Genomic DNA, 2,460 nt, shown 5'->3' with positions numbered 1-2,460 from the left:
CCCACGGCTGAGCCGACCACCTCGCCCACCGGCACCCCCACCGCCGCACCGACGCCGACGCCCACGGGCGAGCCCACGGAGGCACCGACGTCGTCCCCCACCGTGGAACCGACCCAACCCGCGCAGCCGACGCCGAGCCCGAGCCCCACTGACGACGACGGCCGCCCGCGCCACCGCTTTCGGAGCCAGGTGGACTTCAGCTCCGACCAGTTGGATCTGGACCGCCCGGTCACGGAATTCCGGCAGACGCCGCATTCGTCCGTCTATCTGGAGGTCTTCAACCGGGACCTGCGCTTTGACGACGGCGCCGTGTTCGAGATGTGGAGCTTTGACTCGCGGGAGTCGGGCCGCGGTTTTCCCGGCCCGTTGATCCGGCCGTTGGAAGGGCAGATCTTCCACGCCACCGTGCATCCCTCGATGGGGCCGCACACCATCCACTGGCACGGGCTGGAACCCGACCCGCGCAACGACGGGGTCGGCCATACGTCCTTCGAGATCGGCGGCACGTACACGTACCAGTGGGCGCCGGAGCCGGGCCGGCCCGGAGATCCCAACTACGGCGCGGCCGGCACCTACTTCTACCACTGCCACGTCAACACCGTGCTGCACGCGCAGATGGGGATGTTCGGCCCCGTGATCGTGGATCCGGTGGTGCACCAGGACTACCCGGTGACGCCGGGAGCGCGGCGGGCGTTCGTGGACGGGCCGGAGTACGACGTCGACACCGAGTCCATTCTGATCCCGTATTCGCTGGATCCGCGCTGGCACGAAATGCACCATGCGGCCGGGCTCTCCGGCGAAGACGTCGGGCTGAACCGGTTCGAACCCAAGCACTTCTACCTGATGGGCGGCGAGCTGGTTCGCCGGCGCTCCGGCGACAACCGGGTGTGGAGCCTGTCGGCGCTGCGGGCCAACGTGGCTGGCGGCGAGAAGAAGCCGACGCTGCTGCGCATCCTGAACGCCAAGCTTCCCAACCGCATGTACTTCACGGCCATGGACGGGGAGCCGGTGCGGATGGCCGAGCTGATCGCGCACGACGGACGGCCGTTCCGTGACACCTCCGTCCCGGGGGCGCCGTCTCCGACCTGCCGGGAGGCCGGATACCCGCTCATGACCGACGTGCTGGCCTTCGGCGCGGCCGAGCGGTACGACGTGATGCTGCACCCGCCGGAGCGGGGGGAGTACCGGCTGCGGGTCGAGTGGGAGGACTGGATCACCGGCGCAACCGTGGGCGTCCGCGAAGTGCCGATCACCGCGGCCTGACAGGCGGGAGACAGCGGCCTGAAGCAGGCAGCAATAGCCCCAACGCGTGCGGCAAACGGACAGTAACCTTTTGGCTACGGGTCCGCGGCACGCTGTGGCGCGCGTTTCCTTCCCGGGCCGACTTCCTTAGGCTGGGTTCGTGATCTTCAAAGCCGTGGGCGACAGCCGCCCCTACCCCGAACATGGCCACGTCAGCCCCAAGGATTGGGCCGAGGTGCCGCCGCGCCAAGTGCGCCTGGACGAGCTGATCACCACCAAGTCGACGCTCAACCTCGATGCCCTGCTGGCCGAGGACTCCACGTTCTTCGGGGATTTGTTCCCGCACGTGGTGCAGTGGCAGGGGAACCTTTATCTGGAAGACGGACTGCACCGCGCGGTCCGCACGGCGCTCCACCAGAGGGCCGTGCTGCATGCCCGGGTCCTGGTGGTCGATGACTGAACCCAGCGTCCCGCCGCCACCCCGACGCAAGCCCAAGCAGATACTGAGCTGGCAGGGCCAGCGCGTCATCACCGAAGAGGATCTGGACCGCGTCTTCGTCGAGGACGGCAATGTGGAGAAGCCGCACAGTTACCAGCGGCGGATCCTGCACGGGGCGGTGTTGGTGCTGCTGGTCGGCCTGGTCATCGCGGCGGCGCTCGCGGCCCTGGCCGTCGCCCGCGGCGACCTGAAGGTTCCCGGCTGGGGCCCGCCGCCGCCACCGGAAGCGGTCACCTGCCCGACCGGCACCTACGACTACCCGGACAACGGTTCGTTCCGGCTCAACGTCTACAACGGCACGCAGTTGGAAGGCCTGGGCAGCAAGGTGGCCGCGGCGTTGTCCGACCGCGGCTACGACATCGGTTCCGTCGGCAACAAGACCTTGAGCGTCTACGGGATGAGCGCCGTCGTCGTGTCCGGCAAGGCCGGCGAGGCCAACGCCTTCAACCTTCAACGGAATATTCCCGACTCGGAATATGTGGCCGACGACCGTGCCGACGACAGCGTGGACGTGGTGGTGGGCGCCGGCTACAAGGAACTCGTGCCGGTTAACCGGGTGGACCAGACGCCGGGGACGCTGAGCTGCCCGCGGCTGTCGCCCACCCCCAGCGAACCGGCGGAGCAGGAGTAGCGCTTCCAGCACGACGTCGGTGCCTGGCCAAGTCGCGTACCGCACCGTCGGCGACACGCAGCTCCCGCCGTGCCGCCCGCCCTCATCG

At 68.9% G+C, this 2,460-nt stretch carries 3 protein-coding genes; all 3 read left to right on the top strand.

Annotation, left to right across the window (positions count from 1 at the left end):
- On the top strand, positions 1–1,263 hold a 1,263-nt coding region (locus tag AC5RUJ_RS14580; RefSeq protein WP_494156077.1), incomplete at its 5' end, for a multicopper oxidase domain-containing protein.
- Between the two features lie 139 nt (positions 1,264–1,402).
- A complete protein-coding gene (locus AC5RUJ_RS14575; protein ID WP_493977152.1) occupies positions 1,403–1,702 on the top strand; it encodes a type II toxin-antitoxin system VapB family antitoxin in 300 nt (99 codons plus the stop codon).
- Positions 1,695–2,372: a LytR C-terminal domain-containing protein gene (locus tag AC5RUJ_RS14570; RefSeq protein ID WP_494127749.1), complete on the top strand. Its 678-nt coding sequence runs from the start codon at positions 1,695–1,697 to the stop codon at positions 2,370–2,372. The genes AC5RUJ_RS14575 and AC5RUJ_RS14570 overlap by 8 nt, the downstream gene beginning before the upstream one ends.
- The last annotated feature ends 88 nt before the right edge of the window (positions 2,373–2,460 follow it).

The sequence above is a fragment of the Arthrobacter sp. Y3223164 genome, from assembly GCF_059091005.1.
This window is presented reverse-complemented; position numbering and strand designations above follow the sequence as displayed.

What these genes read in the sequence shown, in the direction of transcription:
- AC5RUJ_RS14570 (WP_494127749.1), top strand. Translation starts at nt 1,695, where the DNA reads ATGACTGAACCCAGCGTCCCGCCGCCACCCCGACGCAAGCCCAAGCAG.